At 62.3% G+C, this 16,367-nt stretch carries 14 protein-coding genes; 5 read left to right on the top strand and 9 right to left on the bottom strand.

The window, feature by feature from the left end; all coding sequences use genetic code 11:
• Window positions 1-22: 22 nt before the first annotated feature.
• From J2X76_RS16585 to J2X76_RS16555, 7 genes are all read right to left on the bottom strand, one after another.
• Window positions 23-934 carry an ABC transporter substrate-binding protein gene (locus J2X76_RS16585; RefSeq protein WP_113127220.1) on the bottom strand — a complete coding sequence of 304 codons (912 nt, stop codon included), beginning with the start codon at window positions 932-934 and terminating at the stop codon, window positions 23-25.
• Window positions 935-1,109: 175 nt separating this feature from the next.
• Entirely contained in the window at window positions 1,110-2,336 is a 1,227-nt protein-coding gene (locus J2X76_RS16580; RefSeq protein ID WP_310218172.1) for a glycosyltransferase family 87 protein, read from the bottom strand.
• A gap of 218 nt (window positions 2,337-2,554) precedes the next feature.
• Window positions 2,555-3,445 (bottom strand): hypothetical protein, encoded by an 891-nt coding sequence (locus J2X76_RS16575; protein WP_310218170.1) that lies wholly within the window; start codon window positions 3,443-3,445, stop codon window positions 2,555-2,557.
• A 30-nt stretch (window positions 3,446-3,475) separates the two neighbouring features.
• Window positions 3,476-4,351 (bottom strand): SMP-30/gluconolactonase/LRE family protein, encoded by an 876-nt coding sequence (locus J2X76_RS16570; RefSeq protein WP_310218167.1) that lies wholly within the window; start codon window positions 4,349-4,351, stop codon window positions 3,476-3,478.
• Window positions 4,348-5,550, bottom strand: a complete 1,203-nt coding sequence (locus J2X76_RS16565) for a mandelate racemase/muconate lactonizing enzyme family protein (RefSeq protein WP_310218165.1) — start codon at window positions 5,548-5,550, stop codon at window positions 4,348-4,350. The genes J2X76_RS16570 and J2X76_RS16565 overlap by 4 nt, the downstream gene beginning before the upstream one ends.
• A 399-nt stretch (window positions 5,551-5,949) precedes the next feature.
• Window positions 5,950-6,858 carry a dihydrodipicolinate synthase family protein gene (locus J2X76_RS16560; protein WP_310218164.1) on the bottom strand — a complete coding sequence of 303 codons (909 nt, stop codon included), beginning with the start codon at window positions 6,856-6,858 and terminating at the stop codon, window positions 5,950-5,952.
• Between the two features lie 25 nt (window positions 6,859-6,883).
• A complete protein-coding gene (locus tag J2X76_RS16555; protein WP_310218162.1) occupies window positions 6,884-7,552 on the bottom strand; it encodes a GntR family transcriptional regulator in 669 nt (222 codons plus the stop codon).
• A gap of 190 nt (window positions 7,553-7,742) precedes the next feature.
• Between J2X76_RS16555 and araD the strand changes: the two genes are divergently transcribed.
• Together araD and J2X76_RS16545 are read left to right on the top strand one after the other, a co-directional pair.
• Window positions 7,743-9,473, top strand: coding sequence for an L-arabinonate dehydratase (araD, locus tag J2X76_RS16550; RefSeq protein ID WP_310218159.1), 1,731 nt, complete (start codon window positions 7,743-7,745; stop codon window positions 9,471-9,473).
• Window positions 9,474-9,514: 41 nt separating this feature from the next.
• Window positions 9,515-10,240, top strand: coding sequence for a ribonuclease activity regulator RraA (locus tag J2X76_RS16545; RefSeq protein WP_113127227.1), 726 nt, complete (start codon window positions 9,515-9,517; stop codon window positions 10,238-10,240).
• 116 nt (window positions 10,241-10,356) lie between these two features.
• Here the strand turns inward: J2X76_RS16545 and J2X76_RS16540 are convergent, their stop codons facing one another.
• Window positions 10,357-11,601 carry an ROK family transcriptional regulator gene (locus J2X76_RS16540; protein ID WP_113127228.1) on the bottom strand — a complete coding sequence of 415 codons (1,245 nt, stop codon included), beginning with the start codon at window positions 11,599-11,601 and terminating at the stop codon, window positions 10,357-10,359.
• Between the two features lie 328 nt (window positions 11,602-11,929).
• Here J2X76_RS16540 and J2X76_RS16535 point away from each other — a divergent pair, with 328 nt between their 5' ends.
• The 3 genes from J2X76_RS16535 to J2X76_RS16525 all read left to right on the top strand — a co-directional run bounded on the left by J2X76_RS16535 (window position 11,930) and on the right by J2X76_RS16525 (window position 14,952).
• The gene (locus J2X76_RS16535) at window positions 11,930-12,955 is read left to right on the top strand and encodes a sugar ABC transporter substrate-binding protein (protein WP_113127229.1); all 1,026 of its coding nucleotides are present in this window, start codon (window positions 11,930-11,932) and stop codon (window positions 12,953-12,955) included.
• Between the two features lie 135 nt (window positions 12,956-13,090).
• On the top strand, window positions 13,091-14,155 hold the full coding sequence (locus tag J2X76_RS16530; RefSeq protein ID WP_310218155.1) for an ABC transporter permease: 1,065 nt from the start codon (window positions 13,091-13,093) through the stop codon (window positions 14,153-14,155).
• An 11-nt stretch (window positions 14,156-14,166) separates the two neighbouring features.
• Window positions 14,167-14,952: an ATP-binding cassette domain-containing protein gene (locus J2X76_RS16525; RefSeq protein WP_113127317.1), complete on the top strand. Its 786-nt coding sequence runs from the start codon at window positions 14,167-14,169 to the stop codon at window positions 14,950-14,952.
• Window positions 14,953-15,021: 69 nt separating this feature from the next.
• Here the strand turns inward: J2X76_RS16525 and J2X76_RS16520 are convergent, their stop codons facing one another.
• Window positions 15,022-16,044 (bottom strand): serine hydrolase domain-containing protein, encoded by a 1,023-nt coding sequence (locus J2X76_RS16520; protein WP_310218153.1) that lies wholly within the window; start codon window positions 16,042-16,044, stop codon window positions 15,022-15,024.
• Window positions 16,045-16,367 lie beyond the last annotated feature (323 nt).

Raw genomic sequence — 16,367 nt, 5'->3', positions numbered from 1 at the left:
ACGAAACCGCGCCGAAAAGGAATTACTTCAGGAAGCCATTCTTCTTGAGGAAGTCCTCGGCAACCGCCTTGGCCGGCTCGCCGCCCACCTGCACACGACCGTTGAGGTCTTGGAGGGTGACGAGGTCGAGCTTGGCGAAGACCGGCTTCAGCACCGCCTCGATGTTCGGGTTTTTCTTGAGCACCGCTTCGCGGATGATCGGGGTCGGCTGGTAGACCGGCTGAACGCCCTTGTCGTCTTCGAGCACCACGAGGCCGGAAGGCGCAATGCCGCCGTCGGTGCCGTAGACCATTGCCGCGTTGGCATTGTTGGTCTGGTTGGCGGCAGCGGCGATGGTGGCCGCCGTATCGCCGCCCGAGAGCGTGATCAGCTGGTCGGGCTTCAGCTTGAAGCCGTAGGTGGTCTGGAAGGCCGGAAGTGCTGCGGCCGAATTGACGAATTCGGACGATGCCGCGAGCACGATCTTGCCGCCGCCGGCGACATATTTGCCGAAGTCGGTCAGCGTCTTCAGTTTGTTGGCGTCGGCGACATCCTTGCGCACCGCGATCGCCCAGGTGTTGTTGGCCGAAGACGGCGTCAGCCAGACGATCTTGTTGGCATCGTAATCAAGCTTCTTCACCGCTTCATAGGCTTTCTGCGGGTTCTTCCAGGCCGGATCGTCGCCCTTTTCGAAGAAGAACGCGCCATTGCCGGTATATTCCGGATAGATGTCGATCTCGCCGGCGGTGATCGCCTTGCGTACGACCGGGGTCGCGCCGAGCTGGATGCGGTCGGTGGTCTGGATGTTGTTCGCCTTCAGCATGGCAAGGATGATATTGCCGAGCACGCCGCCCTCGGTATCGATTTTGGACGAGACGACGACCTGCGCCTGGGCCATGGTGGCCGAAACGCCAAGCGCAAAAGCAATGCCCAAAAGTTTCTTTTTCAAAGACATGACAGAATTTCCCTCCGGATCGCCGGCCGACGCGTTTGACTTGGCCTGGAACATACAAAAGCCAAGGTTATGTAGGGCGGCTTGGCGAATGTGCGAGTTCTGGACGTGCCCATCGAGCAAATATTTTGTGCGCTGCGAACGGCGGTCGATCTGGCCTGATAAGGCACACGCCCGTTCATGCCGCGCCGAGGAATGATCCGTCCTTGACCGAGCCGGCTTTCAGGAGCCGCAAGTGAAGGAAGACGCAAAGCCCCAGCATCGCCAGCGAGAACAGATAGCTGCCCGGCGCGTGGACGGCCATGTCCGGCAGTCTCATGATATTCGTCGCAATATGTGCCCTGAACATCAGTGCCATTACCGCAAGGTTCGCCCACAGCCAGCCTTGTCCGGCCTGGATCAACAATGCCGGCAGGATCAGCAGGTCGTAGCGGTGCTGAGGGATGAGAAGCATCGTCCAGGCCAGCAGCAGTACGAGACTGAGCGCCGGAGACATCCGCTCCGGGCTTCGCCAGCTGAACCAGCCGAGGATCATGCCCAGAAGGCCTGCTCCGATCGAAAGCACGATGCCGGAGACGGAAATCCCGAACCAATGCATCAACAGATTGCGCAGACCGGTAACCTCGAGCGGACCGTTGACGTCGAATTTGGTATATTGCGCGATCCCGTTGAAATATCCCGTGACGGTCTCGAACGTTCCGCCCGCCAGAAAGGCCGGTACAGAAGCCACGAGCGCAATACCGCCCGCCAGCAGCATCGGAAGGCGCAGCCGCGGATTTGCCGCGGCATAACCTATGAAGGGCAAGGCGAGGCTGAGCTTCATGCTGAGCAGGACGAGAGCGACGACGACCGCCCAGTTCCGGTGGCGCAGGACACCATAAAAGAAAAGGACGACGGCCAGGAAGAGAAAGGCGGAAAACTGGCCGATGGTGAAGTTGATCGAACCCGGCTGGGAGGTCGCGGCCCAAACAAGCAGCACCGCCCAGAGCAGCCGGTTCCAGCCGCGTCCCTCCCCGGATCTCAACGAAACCACCAGTCCGGTCCCGACGGCAAGCGCCACGACCGAAAGCACGCGCCAGACAAGCAGCGCGGTATCGAAACCAAATACCGCCAGCGGGCGCGACAGGAGCCAGGTATGGGGGGAATAGAACCAGCCGTTGATTGCTTCAAAGCCGAATTCGGTGCGGACCCGGACGTTGAAATCGGCGCCATAAGGGTTCCCGCCCATGGCCCACAGCTTTCCCGCCGCCCAGAAATGCCAGAAATCCCCGGCAACGTCATGGCTCATCGCCAGGCGCATCACATAGGCCAGGCACAAGATCAGCGTCAGCGCCGCAAGAATAAACCCGCCGGTGCGAGAAGCCAGGCGTGCCTCGATGTCATCGAGGCTAAACACTTTCGACATGAAATACTCCGGGCCCGTCCATCAAAGATGCACCGGATGGTCTCAAAGTTCTTTCTGGCCTGCAAGACAAGCAGCCTTCCAGTTCAACTGCGACGGGCCTGTCCGTAATGCCTATTGACTACGCCGAAAGTTCGAAATTCTTCGTCTCGATATGCCGATACAATCCAAAAGGCAGATAACGTCTTATCCTTTCGGAGGAAGCTCTTTCGACGGCGATGTCAGGCGAGCTGCATCACCATGGAGCCCTCGATCGTCTCCCCGGCTGCCAGCCAAGCGAGATCGCCATAGTCCGCCAGGTCGCGTCGATTGTGGACGTCGGGAACGTGACTGACGGGTTCGACGCAAAGAATGGGCCGGTCGTCCGGCACATAGACATGCAGGTTGGTCAGCGCACCCGTCGCCGAAAGCCTCATGCTGACCCCGGCCCGCCTCCACTCGACGACTGCATTCCGCGATACCCAGCCGGCAAAATGTCCGTCGAACCACGGCATCTTCGACGTATCGAGGCCCTCGGCGAAAGCCGGCCCCCCATCCGCGGGGACAGGCCTGGTCGGAAGGCCCCGCTCGTCGCGGACGAAAGCGGTCGCGGCAGCGAAGCTCAGCCAGGTATCCTCATCCTTGCGGAACCAGGGGTGAAAACCCATTCCATAGGGAAGCGTACGATCGGCGGTATTGGTCAAGGTCAGCGAGAGCTCGGCGGCGTCGGGGCGGACCGAGACATGCTGCACCAGCCGATAGGCAAACGGGATCGTCTCGTGGACGAATTCATCGACCAGGGTCAGCGCGTTTTCCGCAGCGGCGACCACCTGCCAGGCCCTGTCTCGCGAAAACCCATGCAGCGCCATGTTCTGTTCCGGCCGGTTGACCGGAACCTCGACCGGGCCGTCGGGGCTCGGGAAGCGGCCGGCATCGAGCCGGTTGGCGAACGGCACCATGACGAAGGAGCCGCCGGTCAGGGCGACCTGCGCCGGCGGACAGGGGTGCAGGATCTCGAACCAGTCGCCATCCGCTTTCCGCCACCGGAAGGAAGTGAGGCTCGCACCGTGGGCGGCATCGACAACCAGGTCGCAACGGCCCGCCTTGAGCCGATAGATGGAATCGTCAGTCATCGGTGTTGTCGTCCCTGTCGGAGCTCATGGTCAAAACCCTTTCATGCGCATGACCGGCACCCCGGCGACCGGCGCCGGTCCGACCAGCACGGCGCCGCTCAAAGGATAGGCCTCCAGCTTCTCCGGCGAAAGATAGCGATGCGAGGTGACAAGCAGTGTTTTCAGGCCGGGGCCGCAGAAACACGGCATTGTCGGTGTCGCGACCGGCACCGGATATTTTTCGACCACCGCGCCTTGAGGAGAATAGCGATTGATGCAGCCGGCCGAAACGCCGGCGCTCCAGTAGAAGCCGTCGATATCCGTCGCACCGCCATCCGGTCGTCCGTCCGCTTCGCCGGGTGTGGCGATCCGGACAGCTTCGCCCATCTCCCCCGTCGCGATATCGAAATCATGCCGCTCGATCCAGTGGCCACCCGAATCCGAATGATACATGCCTGTGCCGTCCAGCGACCACGCGAGCCCGTTCGAGATCAAGAGACCGCTTTTCTTGCGGACGAGGTTTCCATCCGCCCCGATGCGGTAAAGCGAACAGACCGGCTGTCGCTCCGGCCGCTGGTCCGTCGTGCCGACCCAGAAGGCACCGTCAGGCCCAACCTTGCCGTCGTTCAGCCGATTGGTCTCGAGCTCTCCTTCGAGATGCGCGAGCGTCTGGCGGGCGCCGGTGTCCGGATCGAAAAGAATAATCTCGCGGGTCAACGATACGATGAGCCTGCCGCTGTCGCAGAGCCCGATCGAACAGACATTCGTGCCGAGAACCCACTCGTCGACGAGGCCCCCGTCCAGCCGGATCGCCAGCAGCCGGCCGGTCGGGATATCGCAGAGAAAGACGAGATTGCGTCTTTCGTCCCAGATCGGGCTTTCGCCGAGCCCGAGACTGAGCCCTCCGATCGGCGCGAAGCCTATCACAGGTCGCTGCCCTTGGTGGTGCGGCGGATGACGTCGGGATTGTCGAGAACGTAGTCGCTGAGTTCCAGCCCGAGACCGGCTCCCTCGAACGGATAGATCTGGCCGTTCTCGATCCGCGGCATCACGGTGACGAGATCGCGGTACCATGTCGAGTAATAGGCGCGCACGGACTCCTGGAAGACCGCGTTCGGCGCGTTGAGCGCCAGATGGATCGAGGCGGTGAAGACGACCGGGCCGGTGCAGTCATGCGGCGCGATCGGCCGCTGGAAAGCCTCTGCCATGGTCGCGATCTTCTTGGCCTCGCTCAAGCCCCCGCACCAGGAAATGTCGAGCATGACATAATCGACGGCGTTCTTGCGCAGCAGTTCGACGAACTGGGCGCGGGTCGCGAGCGTCTCGCTGGCGCAGACCGGCAATCCCGAGCGCTGAGCATAGATCGCCAGCGCCTCGGTATCCTGCATCTTGATCGGGTCTTCCATCCAGAACGGCCGGAATTGCTTCATCTCGCGAGCGATCGTCAGCGCCGACGGCAGGTCCCACATCGAATGCAGCTCAACCATCACCTCCATCTTGTTGCCGACCGCATCGCGTATCTTGCGGAATGGCTCGAGCCCCTTTTCGAGGTCATCCCGATGAATGAAATTGCCGCCGCTGGCGACCGCGAACGGGTCGAGCGGCCAGATCTTCATGGCGGTGATGCCTTCGGACAAAAGGCTCTCGGCAAGCGCTCCCGCATCGTTGGTGAACGCGACCTGATCGTCATAGGGGCCCTGCGGCCTGTCCGCATCACCGATATAACGGCGCGAACCGCGGCTGTTGTAGGAATAGCCGGCGCAGGTATTGTAGGTGCGGATCGACGGCCGCGAGAGGCCGCCGAGCAGCTGGTGGATCGGCAGGTTCGCCGATTTGCCGAAAACGTCCCACAGGGCGATGTCGACGGCCGAGGCAGCGCGGATTTCGACGCCGGACGAACGGAAGCCCACATAGGTCTCGGTCAGTTGCTTGGAAATCCGGTCGATTTCCAGCGGGTTCTTGCCGACCAGCGCCGGCGCGACCTCCGCATGCAGATAGGTCGCGACCGCATCCGCCCCGCGAAATGTCTCGCCGAGGCCGATGATGCCTTCGTCCGTGTGGATGCGAAGCCAGATGATATTGTTCAGGCTGGGAAGTTGGACGGTTTCGAGCGCTGTGATTTTCATGGGTCTATCCGGTTGAACGCGAGGACGGGCCGGCAGTAGACCCGCCGGGGCGAAATCAGTGGGCAATCGCGGACTGGTTGCCGCGGGCGACGATCCGGGTCGGGTTGACGAAGCGCAGCGCCATTTGCCGGGTCCAGTCGAGAAGCTATTCGGCCGTCTTCGGCACTGTCTTCACCTTGGCCGGCATGTAGCTAGTCAACGGGCCGGGACGGATGGCAGCTGATCGTTACCCCGCGCCCTTGAGAGTGCCTGCACGCGATAGGCCGTTACAGGCAGCCGCGACTCCGAGGAATCCACAGCGTGAGAATTTCCAGTTCATTTAGAGCTCCTCCACTCAATGTCTGGCATGATCCACTCCGGCGCCGGGCAGGCCGGTATTCGCGCGGCCTCCCTCGCCGCTCAGGCGGCGACCGTTTCCCAGCCCTTCAAGATTTGTTCGAGGCGATCGCGGTCGGCGGCATCGAGCGCCGGCAGGCCCGGCAGGCGCACCGGCCCGAGGTTTTCGCCGCGCAAGGCCAAAGCCTCCTTGACCACCGTGACATTGGCGCCGTTGTTGAACTTGGTGCGCAGCATTTCGAAGCCGGCGATCTTGGCGACCAGCGCCCGCGTCCCGGCATAGTCGCCCGCTTCGAGCGCATTCCAGATCGCCAGCGACCTGGCAGGATCGATGTTGACGAGGCCGGACGTAAAACCCTTGGCACCGAGCGCGTAAAAAGGTGCTGCCCAACCTTCCGCAAGTCCGCAGATCCAGATCGCGTCCGTGCCTTCGGTCGCCCGCACGCATTCGGAAAACAGCATCATGTCGGTCGAGGCGAACTTGACGCCCGCAATATTCTGATGGGTCGCCATGCGGGCGAGATCGTCGGCGGCGATCGCGTTGGACCGCACATAAGCGACAAGCGGCAGTTCCGAAGCCTCGGCGATGGCGATGAAATAATCGGCCTGCGAACGGGGTGCGGCGAACGGATCGAGCGGGTGATGGACCATCACGCCCTGAGCTCCCTCACGCTTCGCGGCCTTCGCGGTCGCGATCGCCTCGCCGACCGAACGGCCGGCGGCGGCGGTCACCGCCGCCCTGCCTTCCACGGCCGCGATGCAGATCGCCTGCAGGCGAAGCACCTCCTCGTGCTGGAGGCTGTAGAACTCGCCGGTATTGCCGCCGCAGACGATGTTGTGAATACCCGCATCGGCAATTCGGCGGATGATCTTGCCGGTCAACTTGGGATCGATCGCCCCTTCGTTGTCATAGGCGGTCACGTGGACGCCCGAAATGCCCATGAGGGCGCGCTTGTAATCGCGGATATTCATGTCCGTTTCCCTGGTTGCCGACTTGCTACACGCGAAGAAGATGCTTCTCGCCCGAGCGAATGACGTGGTCGCGCATCAGCCGCTCGGCGAGATCGGGCTCGCGGGCGGCGATCGCGTTGGCGATGGCCTCATGCTCCTCGACCGCCAGGAAGCGCTCCCGCTCTTCCGACAGCACGCTGAGACGAGCCGCATGAGTGTAGATGTTCTGGCCACCCTGCAGCCGCCGGAGATAACTGCAGCCCGATGCTTCATGGATGACGTTATGGAAGCGCTCGTTGAGAGCGATGAGCTGCAGCACGTCCACCGTCTCGAGGCCGGCCCGCATTTCGACGATGAGCTCGCGCATCAGGGCCACGTCCTCATCTTTGACGCGCTTGGCGGCCTGCCGGGCGATCATGCTTTCAAGCGCGGCACGGGCAAGCATCATCTCTTCCGCCTGGCCGGCATTGAAGGTGATATAGATCCCGCGGCGAGGCTCCGACCGCACCAGCCCTTCGGCCTCGAGCACCCGCAAAGCCTCTTTCAGCGGCGTCGTGCTGATGCCGAGCTGGCTGGCGAGGTGGCGCTCGTTGAGCTTTTCGCCGCCCTTGAGGCGGCCGGAAAGAATGGCGTCGCGCACCAGGCTGTAAACGTGGTCGCGCAGGCTTTTCAGAAAAACCGGCTCCACTGGCAGAAGCGCGTCGCCACCTCCCATTCCCATCTCCATTCTCATTGTTGGTGCCGATCTATCACCTGAAATTTGATATATCAAGACATCGATCTGAAATTTGATATATCAATATGCGCGAGCGGTGTTTAAGCTGGCGCCGGGCGGGAGGAGCTCCGTCCCCGGGATCGCACGATGACGGATCGCGGAACGATGGCAGGATTTCTGGAAGACAAGCATGACAAAGGAAGTAACCAATCTCCGCAGCGCCCGCTGGTTCGCGCCGGATGATCTCCGTTCGTCGGGACATCGCTCCCGCATGATGCAGATGGGCTACGACGAAAAGGATTGGGGCAAGAGGCCGATCATTGCCATCCTCAACACCTGGTCCGACCTCAACGCCTGCCACGCCCATTTCAAGGATCGCGTCGAACATGTGAAGCGCGGCGTGCTTCAGGCGGGCGGCTTCCCCGTGGAGCTGCCGGTGCAGTCTCTGTCCGAAAGCGCGCTGAAGCCGACATCCATGCTCTACCGCAACTTCCTTGCCATGGAGGCCGAGGAATTGTTGCGCGCCCACCCGGTCGATGGGGCAGTCCTGATGGGCGGCTGCGACAAGACAACGCCGGCTCTCGTCATGGGTGCCATCAGCGCAGGTTTTCCGATGATCTTCCTGCCCGCGGGCCCGATGCTGCGCGGCAACTACAAGGGCGAATGGCTGGGCTCCGGTTCGGACGCCTGGAAATACTGGGACGAACGCCGCGCCGGTACGATTTCCGAAGAGCAATGGACCGGCGTCGAGGAAGGCATCGCCCGCTCCTACGGCCATTGCATGACCTTCGGCACTGCCAGCACCATGACGGCGATCGCCGAAGCGCTCGGACTTACCCTCCCCGGCGCGAGCTCCATTCCCGCCGCGGATGTCAACCATATGCGCATGAGCACCCGCTGCGGCAGGCGGATCGTCGAAATGGTCTGGGACGACCTCACCCCGGACAAGATCATCACGCCCGATGCCGTCCACAATGCGACGACCGTCGCCATGGCGACCGGCTGTTCCACCAATGCGGTCGTGCATCTCCTGTCGATGGCGCGCCGCGCCGGCGTGCCGCTGACCCTGGATGATCTGGACAAGGCCGGCCGCACGACGCCGGTCGTCGCCAACATCCGCCCATCGGGCGACAAGTATCTGATGGAGGACTTCTATTACGCCGGCGGCCTGCGCGCCCTGATGGCGGAGATCAAGGATCTGCTGAAACTCGACGCCATGACCGTCAGCGGTTTTCCGCTCGGCGAGACGCTGAAGGGTGCGGAAGTCTACAACAGCGATGTCATTCGCCCGCTGTCCAACCCGATCTACCACGAAGGTTCGCTTGCCGTTCTCAAAGGCAATCTCGCACCGGACGGCTGCGTCATGAAGCCTTCCGCCTGCGAACCGCGGCTGCGGGTCCACGAAGGCCCTGCCCTCGTCTTCGACAGCTATCCCGAGATGAAGGCGATGATCGACCGCGAGGACCTGGACGTCACCGCGGATCACGTGCTGATTCTCCGCAATGCCGGCCCGAAGGGCGGCCCCGGCATGCCGGAATGGGGCATGCTGCCAATCCCGAAGAAGATCCTCAAACAGGGTTATCGCGACATGCTGCGCATTTCCGATGCCCGCATGTCCGGCACGAGCTACGGCGCCTGCATCCTGCATGTGGCGCCAGAAGCCCATATCGGCGGCCCGCTGGCGCTGGTGCGCACCGGCGACATCATCCGCGTCGACCTGCCGAACCGCTCGATCGACATGCTGATCGATGAAGAGACCCTCGCCAGGCGCCGTGCCGAATGGGTGGCGCCTGCCGACAAATACGAACGCGGCTACGGTTGGATGTTCTCGAAACACATCAAGCAGGCCAACGAAGGCTGCGATTTCGATTTCCTCGAACGGGAGTTCGGCGCGACCGCCGGCGAGCCCGACATCTTCTGAGCCCCTATTCCAGACCCCAGGTATTTCCGAGTGGAGACCCCATGACCGACTACGTTCTTTCCGAGACGACGCGCAAGAAATACGAAGGCGTGAGCTGCGCGACGATCTGCACCGCGCTCTTCAAGCGCGGCCTGCGCAGCCAGTTCATCCAGGATGTCCGACCGCTTTCCGATAAGCCAACAAACATGGTCGGCCAGGCCTTCACCCTGCGCTACATCCCGGCCCGGGAAGACCTGAACCAGCTTTCCACCTTCCAGAACCCGCAGCATCCGCAGCGCGCAGCCGTCGAACAGTGCCCCCCCGGGCATGTCATGATCATGGATAGCCGCAAGGATCCGCGAGCCGCCTCGGCGGGCTCGATCCTCGTCTCGCGCCTGATGGTGCGCGGCGTCGCCGGCGTGGTCACGGACGGCGGTTTTCGCGATAGCCCCGAAATCGCCCAGCTCGGCATCCGTTCCTATCACAACCGGCCCTCCGCGCCGACCAACCTCACCCTGCACCAGGCGCTCGACATCAATGTGCCGATCGGCTGCGGCGATGTCGCCGTCTGGCCGGGCGACGTGGTGGTCGGCGACAATGAAGGCGTCGTCATCATTCCGGCTCATATCGCCGACGAAATCGCCGACGAGGTGGTCGAGATGACCGCATTCGAAGACTTCGTCACCGAGGAGGTCCTGAACGGCCGCTCAATCATCGGTCTCTATCCGGCGACGAAGGAGGAAACCAAGACCGATTTCGCCCGCTGGCGGGAGGCCAAAGGCCGCTGAGCCGCTGCCTCGCCGTTGATACGAACGACACGGCGCCGGGCATCCCCCGGCGCCGTCCTTCGTTCAGGATCGCGGAATTATGGAGCCGGCATCATGAATGGCCGACAGGCAAACGCTTACGCGCCTACGGGTATTTCGCGCAGGTCCTTGAAGAGCACGCTCTGGTCGGTGAGATATTTGGCAAAGATCGGCAGGCTGGCGCCGCCGATCGCCCGCGCCTGGGAGCCGACCATTCCCTCTATAATGTCGGGAATGATGACGCCCTGAAGGTCGAGCCGCGCCACCGCCTCGATGGTCGAGGCGACGATCCGCTTGCGCACCCAGGCCGGAAAACCGCCGTCGATCACCGCCGCGCCGAAATCGATGATCGACGCGGCCGCGACGATCGCCTGGGCAAGCGCATTCGCGGTCTGCCGGATCCACAGATCGAGCGGTTCGCCGAAATCGATCCAGTCATTGGCGGAATACCAGAGCGGCTGGGGATCTATATTCTGCTCCTTCAGAAGATTCTCCAGAACGAAGATCGAGGCTATGTCCAGCAGCTGGCGCGTCTCGCCATCCTTGCCGCGCACCGGAAGCGGCCCCACCGCCCCCGCGGTCCCGGTTCGTCCGGAAAAAATCGCCGAGTTCAGCACGATCCCGCCGCCGATGAACGATCCGATGAAGAAATACACGAAATCCGGGTAGGACGGGCCGACGCCGAACACCAGTTCCGCGCCGCAGGCGCTGGTCGCGTCGTTCTGCAGATAGACCGCATGCTGGACCCGGCTGGCGATTTCCGCCTGCAGATCGAACCCGCGCCAGGCCTCCATCGCCCCTTGCGGAGCGCCCACCTCCTCGGCCCAGTTCCAGAGTTCGAACGGCGCGGCGATCCCGATCCCGGCGATCCGGCCGCGTTGCGCCTCGTCCAACTGGCCTTCGAGCCGTGCTATGCCGGACGTGATGATCTCGATGATCTTCAGAGGAAGCGGATAGGCATAGGTCTCGTGATATTGCAGCCTTATATCGCCGAGGAAATCCATCAGGACGAGGTCGGCACTGCGCCGGCCGATCTTGACGCCGAACGAATAGACGGCGTCCGGATTGAGGCGCATCGGCACCGAAGGCTGCCCCACTCGGCCGCGTACCGGCTCACCGCGCAGCAAAAGCCCGTCCTTCTCCAGCGACCGCATGATGACGGAGACGGTCTGGGCCGAAAGCCCGCTGCGGCGGGTGATATCCGCCTTCGACATCGAACCGTTCAGACGCACCAGCGAAAGCACGAGCCGCTCGTTATAGGCCCGCACCCGCACCTGATTGGAACCGCCGGTGAAATTGCCCAGCAGCGCATGGCCTTGCGCCACGCCATCTGAAACCGACATTGGCTTTTCCTCCCAGAAGCCTCGAATCGACGTGGCCACCGCATCGTGAATACGGATATCTTTTTGATATCCCGCAATAAACGGCAAGACAGACCGCACACGGATCGTCGGAATTCGAACCTCCACTCCGCCAAACTATGGCACGAGAAATAAATAATTCAATCGGAATTAATTATTGACAGTCTATTTCAACTCGTTCTTAATTAGACGTGTAAGGGCACAGGACGGCTTTGGAGGAGGCACCTGTCGAACTCGGTGGCGCCGGTGCCCATTCCTATGTCTGAACATTGGTCCGCGTGACGGACAGTCTTAACTCTGGGAGGAGACCATGAAGAAATCCGTATTGTCCGCCGCATTCGGCGCCCTCGCCCTCGGCGTCGCGTTTTCCGCCCCCGCCGAAGCCGCGGGCGTATCCGCCTGCCTGATCACCAAGACCGACACCAACCCCTTCTTCGTCAAGATGAAGGAAGGTGCGACGGCCAAGGCCAAGGAACTGGGCGTGACACTGAAATCCTACGCCGGCAAGATCGACGGTGACAGCGAGAGCCAGGTCGCAGCCATCGAAAGCTGCATCGCCGACGGCGCCAAGGGTATTCTCATCACCGCATCCGATACCAAGGGCATCGTGCCGACCGTCAAGAAGGCCCGTGACGCCGGCGTTCTGGTCATCGCCCTCGACACCCCCCTCGATCCGATCAATGCTGCCGACGCCACGTTCGCCACCGACAATCTTCTCGCCGGCAAGCTGATCGGCCAGTGGGCCAAGGAAACCATGGGCGACAAGGCCAAGGATGCCAAGGTCGGCTTCCTCGACCTGACGCCGGACCAGCCGACCGTCGACGTGCTGCGCGACCAGGGCTTCATGATCGGCTTCGGCATCGACCCCAAGAACCCGGACAAGATCGGTGACGAAACCGACAAACGCATCGTCGGCCACGACGTGACCAACGGCAACGAGGAAGGCGGCCGCAAGGCCATGGAAAACCTTCTCCAGAAGGATCCCGGCATCAACGTCATCCACACGATCAACGAACCCTCGGCCGTCGGCGCCTACCAGGCCCTCAAGGCCGTCGGACTGGAAAAGAACGTGCTGATCGTTTCAGTCGACGGCGGTTGCCCGGGCGTCAAGTCGGTCAAGGACGGCCAGATCGGCGCCACCTCGCAGCAATACCCGCTGCTGATGGCCTCGCTCGGCATCGAAGCGATCAAGAAGTTCGCCGATACCAAGGAAAAGCCGAAGCCGACCGAAGGCAAGTCCTTCTTCGACACCGGCGTTTCGCTGGTCACCGACAAGCCGGTCTCCGGCGTCAAGTCGATCAGCGTCAAGGAAGGCACGGACAAGTGCTGGGGCTGATCCCCTGACCTTCAGCCGGCCGGAGCGAAAGCTCCGGCCGTTCCGAACAGACTTTACAAGCCCTTGCGACCAGGCCGGCCAAACACCGGTCCAAACCTATCTTTCGTAGATGGTCCGACAGGCGGAGGAGGAAACATGAGCGGTATACAGGAGTTCGAGCGCGCGCTCGACGGCAGCGACAAGAACGTCGCTTCCTTCGAACACCAGAACATCTCCCCATTGAAGCGGGCCCAGCATTTCCTGCACTCGACGCCAGCTGCCGTGCCGCTGATCGTGCTGGTGCTTTCGATCATCATCTTCGGATTGGCGATCGGCGGACGGTTCTTCTCGTCCTACACGCTGACGCTGATCCTGCAGCAGATTGCCGTGGTCGGCATTCTCGGCTCGGCGCAGACGCTGGTCATCCTCACCGCCGGCATCGACCTTTCGATCGGCGTCGTGATGGTCATCTCTGCCGTTATCATGGGCAATTTCGCCGTGACCTACGGCCTGCCGGCGCCGATCGCGATTCTCGCCGGCATGGTGACAGGCGGGATCTGCGGGTTCTTCAACGGCTTCCTCGTGGCAATCGTCAAGTTGCCGCCCTTCATCGTCACGCTCGGTTCGTGGAACATCGTCATGGCGACGAATTTCATCTACTCGGCCAACCAGACGATCCGCGACGCCGACGTGGACGCAAACGCTCCGCTCCTGCATCTCTTCGCCATCAACTTCAGGTTCGGCAGTGCCATCCTCACCCTCGGCGTCATCTCGATGGTCCTGCTGGTCGGCGTTCTTTGGTACGTGATGAACCACACCGCCTGGGGCCGGCACGTCTATGCGGTCGGAGACGACCCGGAAGCGGCAAAGCTCTCCGGCATCCAGACCCGCAAGGTGCTCCTCAGCGTCTATACCCTCGCCGGCGTCATCGCGGCCTTCGCGGCCTGGGTCTCGATCGGCCGCAACGGCTCGGTCTCGCCCTCCGCCGCGGTGACCGACTACAACCTGCAGGCCATTACCGCGACGGTGATCGGCGGCATTTCCCTCTTCGGCGGGCGCGGCTCGATCCTTGGCACGCTGTTCGGCGCCATGCTCGTCGGCGTCGTGTCGATGGGGCTGAACATGCTCGGCGCCGACCCGCAATGGAAAGTCATGCTGACCGGCTGGCTCATCATCGCCGCCGTCGCAATCGACCAGTGGATCAGAAAGGCAGGCGTCTGATGGAACCGACCATGCAGTCCAATGTGGAACCCATCCTCTCCGGCCGCGGCCTCTTCAAGCGTTACGGCCGGGTGACAGCGCTCGACAATGCGGACTTCGACCTCTATCCGGGCGAGATCCTCGCGGTCATCGGCGACAACGGTGCAGGCAAATCCTCGCTGATCAAGGCGGTCTCCGGCGCCATCCGCCCGGATAGCGGCGAGATCAAGCTGGAAGGCCAGGTGGTGAATTTCAGGTCACCGCTCGAAGCCCGCGACGCCGGCATCGAAACCGTCTACCAGAACCTGGCGCTCTCGCCGGCCCTGTCGATCACCGACAACATGTTCCTCGGCCGGGAGATCCGCAAACCCGGTTTCATGGGAAGTGTCCTGCGCAAACTCGACCATAAGGCGATGGACAAGTTCGCCCGCGAAAAGCTGTCCGAGCTCGGCCTGATGACGATCCAGAATATCAATCAGGCCGTGGAAACGCTCTCCGGCGGCCAGCGTCAGGGCGTCGCGGTGGCGCGCGCCGCGGCCTTCGGCTCGAAAGTCATCATCCTCGACGAACCGACCGCCGCGCTCGGCGTCAAGGAAAGCCGCAAGGTTCTCGAATTGATTCTCGACGTGCGCTCCCGCGGCATCCCGATCGTGCTCATCTCGCACAACATGCCGCATGTGTTCGAAGTGGCCGATCGCATCCACATCCATCGGCTCGGACGACGGCTCACCGTCATCAACCCGAAGGACTATACGATGTCCGACGCGGTCGCCTTCATGACCGGCGCCAAGGCGCCCGCCCAGCCGGTCGCGGCTTAACCGTCGCCGATCAGCGCGCCGTCCCGCACCCGCGGTCCCGAAAAGATCGCGGGCGCCCCACCGGGAGGATTACGAAGCGCAAACCGCGTCGCCGACCTGGCGGCGCAGATCAAAAATGCCGCTGTCGAAATGGCGTGTGGGGTGGATCCGGTTGGTGAGAAGCGTCCAGGCCCGCCCGCGTTCGAAATCGATCCAGAGGCCTGTCCCGGTAAAGCCGGTATGTCCGATGGTAGCGGCGCTGCAAACGTCTCCGCCCGGCCAGCCGGCATGGTGCCGCTCCCATCCATGGGTTCTCCTGTCGGAAAGAGGCTGGCGCATCAGCTGGACGACCGGATCGCCCCTGGCGTCGCCCTCCAGAACGCCGGCTGCGAAATCGAGAACCGCGTCCGCGGTGCCGAACAGGCCGGCGTGACCGGCGCCTTCGAGCGCAGCACAGTTTTCATCATGAACCTCGCCACAGATCATGCGCTGCCGCCACGGGCATTGCTCGGTGGCCGCGGAAAGTTCGAGCGGTGCTGAAAAAGCAAATCCCGATCCCGCATCCATGTCCCTGATCCCCTCGCCCATCAGCCGCTCGAGCACGAATCCGAGCAGAATGAAGTTCATGTCGGAATAGACGCTCTCGCCCTTCGGCCATTCGCGCTGCAGCTCAGAGGTCCTGAGCAGATGCGGAGACAATCCCTGGATATAAAGCGGTGTGGTCGCCGGAAAATGGGTTAGGTGGCCGAGGCACTGCCGGAAGGTCACCTTCCGCTCCCACGCGCTTATATCCTGCTGGCGAAAATCCGGAATGACCGAAGTCAGGGATGCATCCAGATCGATCGCGCCGGCGGCTGCCAACTTCAATATCCGGGTCGTCGTAAAGATCACCTTGGTGAGCGAAGCGAGATCGAACCACGTTTCCCGCGTCATCGGCCGGCGATCGGGAAACACCTGCGCGCTACCGTGGGCAAGAACGGTCCGGCCGCCGTTCCGGTCGACGATGCCCAGCACTCCGCCGGGAATGCGGCCCTTTTCGATCGCGGAGCGCACAAGTGCGAAGGCGCGTCCCGCTACACCTGTCACGCCGTCGCTGCCAGCCTTTGTCGTCACGTTTTCGTCCTATCAGAAACCCGCCTGGTCGGCCGCCGCTGTCCCAGCCTTGCGGATATGGATCGTCGGCAGGGTATTCTCCAACATGATCCTCTCCCAGGCCTTTCGGTGGCAACCCCCATCATGTGAACGATTACGATATAAAATTCCGAACGACAACAATCTTAAGAATTTTATATTCCATTCTTCATTCACGAGAAAGCCACCCGGCAGCGTGCGGCAGAATACCGGAATCGCGGCCTGTCGAAGGGTTTACTACCCGCTTTTCATCTTGATTCATTCGACCACTTGCGGTTTTTAGCCAGTCGAACTGGAGGCCGCGA

Source organism: Neorhizobium sp. 2083, from assembly GCF_031455615.1.
Lineage (GTDB): Bacteria > Pseudomonadota > Alphaproteobacteria > Rhizobiales > Rhizobiaceae > Neorhizobium.
The sequence above is the reverse complement of the archived record's forward strand: the minus strand, read 5'-3'. Positions and strand labels throughout refer to the sequence as shown.

What these genes read in the sequence shown, in the direction of transcription:
- J2X76_RS16585 (WP_113127220.1), bottom strand. Translation starts at nt 934, where the DNA reads ATGTCTTTGAAAAAGAAACTTTTGGGCATTGCTTTTGCGCTTGGCGTT.
- J2X76_RS16555 (WP_310218162.1), bottom strand. Translation starts at nt 7,552, where the DNA reads ATGGGAGGTGGCGACGCGCTTCTGCCAGTGGAGCCGGTTTTTCTGAAA.
- J2X76_RS16575 (WP_310218170.1), bottom strand. Translation starts at nt 3,445, where the DNA reads ATGACTGACGATTCCATCTATCGGCTCAAGGCGGGCCGTTGCGACCTG.
- J2X76_RS16565 (WP_310218165.1), bottom strand. Translation starts at nt 5,550, where the DNA reads ATGAAAATCACAGCGCTCGAAACCGTCCAACTTCCCAGCCTGAACAAT.
- J2X76_RS16545 (WP_113127227.1), top strand. Translation starts at nt 9,515, where the DNA reads ATGACCGACTACGTTCTTTCCGAGACGACGCGCAAGAAATACGAAGGC.
- J2X76_RS16535 (WP_113127229.1), top strand. Translation starts at nt 11,930, where the DNA reads ATGAAGAAATCCGTATTGTCCGCCGCATTCGGCGCCCTCGCCCTCGGC.
- J2X76_RS16525 (WP_113127317.1), top strand. Translation starts at nt 14,167, where the DNA reads ATGCAGTCCAATGTGGAACCCATCCTCTCCGGCCGCGGCCTCTTCAAG.
- J2X76_RS16530 (WP_310218155.1), top strand. Translation starts at nt 13,091, where the DNA reads ATGAGCGGTATACAGGAGTTCGAGCGCGCGCTCGACGGCAGCGACAAG.
- araD (WP_310218159.1), top strand. Translation starts at nt 7,743, where the DNA reads ATGACAAAGGAAGTAACCAATCTCCGCAGCGCCCGCTGGTTCGCGCCG.
- J2X76_RS16560 (WP_310218164.1), bottom strand. Translation starts at nt 6,858, where the DNA reads ATGAATATCCGCGATTACAAGCGCGCCCTCATGGGCATTTCGGGCGTC.
- J2X76_RS16580 (WP_310218172.1), bottom strand. Translation starts at nt 2,336, where the DNA reads ATGTCGAAAGTGTTTAGCCTCGATGACATCGAGGCACGCCTGGCTTCT.
- J2X76_RS16540 (WP_113127228.1), bottom strand. Translation starts at nt 11,601, where the DNA reads ATGTCGGTTTCAGATGGCGTGGCGCAAGGCCATGCGCTGCTGGGCAAT.